This window comes from Sulfuricaulis sp. (genome assembly GCF_049587675.1).
GTDB lineage: Bacteria > Pseudomonadota > Gammaproteobacteria > Acidiferrobacterales > Sulfurifustaceae > Sulfuricaulis.
The window spans coordinates 1-2,004 of sequence record NZ_JBAVEJ010000209.1 but is presented as its reverse complement, the minus strand read 5'-3'; the positions used below and the strand labels follow the sequence as shown (position 1 = coordinate 2,004).

1 protein-coding gene is annotated in these 2,004 nt (G+C 63.5%); it reads right to left on the bottom strand.

Annotated features, from left to right (window positions below):
* Positions 1-103: 103 nt before the first annotated feature.
* On the bottom strand, positions 104-2,004 hold a 1,901-nt coding region (locus WB402_RS10805), incomplete at its 5' end, for a YgiQ family radical SAM protein (protein WP_424207735.1).

Sequence of the window (2,004 nt, the reverse complement as noted above, 5' to 3'; positions counted from 1 at the left end):
GTGCAACAAACCCTGTTGCACCCGTTCGGTGGCGTGAACACACGTTAAGTGTGGTCACGAAAACCCCGTCTCACCCCGCCTTCGCGGGAATGACAGCCGTAGGTTAGCGCCGCTTGCCGCTGCCGGTCGGGCTGCCGGGATGCAGCGTCTTGTGCGGTCGCTGTCCGGCGCGCGACGACTTGGATTTCTTCGGCGTGAAGCGCGGCAGGCCGGTGTGTTGCGTGGCAAAGCGTTTGCTGCCGCGATGTCCTTCGTGAACCTGGCCGGTACCGGCCGGCTGGTAGGTCGGAATCAGCTGGTGTTTGCCCGAGCCGATAAGGTCCATACGGTGCATGCGCCGCAGCGCGGCGCGCAGCATCGGCCAGTTGTTGGCGTCGTGATAGCGCAGGAACGCCTTGTGCAGCCGGCGCTGCTTGAGGCCCTTGGGGATGTACACCGGCTCGCTCGCACGGGTCACCTTGCGCAGCGGGTTCTTGCCGGAGTGGTACATCGCGGTCGCGGTCGCCATCGGGCTCGGCAGGAACGCCTGCACCTGGTCGGCGCGGAAACCGTTCTGCTTGAGCCACAGCGCCAGTTCGAGCATGTCCTCGTCAGTCGTGCCCGGATGCGCGGCGATGAAATAGGGAATCAGGTACTGCTCCTTCCCCGCCTCTTTCGAATACTTGTCGAACAGTTCCTTAAACTTGTAGTACGCGCCCATGCCGGGCTTCATCATCTTGGAGAGCGGGCCCTCGCGTGAATGTTCGGGCGCGATCTTGAGATATCCGCCGACGTGGTGTTGCACCAGTTCTTTGACATACGCGGGCGACTGAATGGCGAGGTCGTAGCGCACGCCGCTGCCAATCAGCACTTTCTTGATGCCCGGCAGCTCGCGCGCACGCTTGTACAAGTGAATTAGCGGCGCGTGATCGGTATTGAGGTTCTGGCAGATATCGGGATACACGCACGAGGGCTTGCGGCAGGCCGACTCGATCTCGCGCGATTTGCAGGCGATGCGATACATGTTCGCGGTCGGCCCGCCGAGGTCGGAGATCACGCCGGTGAAGCCGGGCACGGAGTCACGAATGGTTTCGATCTCGCGGATCACCGAATCCTCGGAGCGGTTCTGGATGATGCGCCCTTCGTGCTCGGTGATGGAGCAGAAGGTGCAGCCGCCGAAGCAGCCGCGCTGAATAGCAATTGAAAACCGGATCATTTCGTAGGCCGGTATCTTATCCTCGCCGTACGCCGGATGCGGCAGGCGCTGGTACGGCAGCTCGTAGACGCCGTCCATTTCCTTCGTAGTCAGCGGCAGCGGCGGCGGATTGAGCCACACGTCGCGGTCGCCGTGGCGCTGCACCAGCGCCCGCGCGTTGCCGGGATTGGTTTCGAGATGCATCACGCGCGAGGCGTGTGCATAGAGAATGGAATCATTCGATACCGCTTCGAACGCCGGCAGGCGAATGACGGTTTTCTCGCGGTCCAGCTTCGGCGCACGCTTGTGCAGATGCACGACGTTCGTGGCAGGCCCCGACGCCGAAGTATTTCGCATTTCTGCTTCTGTGGCATAGGGATTCACCGGCGGATTCAACGCGCCGGGCGTGTCGAGATGCGTGGAATCGATTTCGCTCCAGCCCTCCGGCAGCGCCGCACGCACGAAGGCGGTGCCGCGAATATCGGTAATGTTGGCAATCGGCTCCTTGGCCGCCAGTCGGTGCGCGATCTCGACCACCTGGCGCTCGGCGTTGCCGTAGACCAGCAGGTCGGCCTTGGCATCCAGCAGGATCGAGCGGCGCACCTTGTCGGACCAGTAATCGTAATGCGCGATGCGCCGCAGCGAGGCCTCGATGCCGCCGATAATAATAGGTACGTCGCCATAAGCCTCGCGCGCCCGCTGCGCGTACACGATCACCGAGCGGTCCGGGCGCCGGCCCGCCGCGCCGCCGGGGGTGTAGGCGTCGTCCGAGCGGATGCGCCGGTCGGCGGTGTACCGGTTGACCATGGAATCCATGTTGCCGGCGCTGA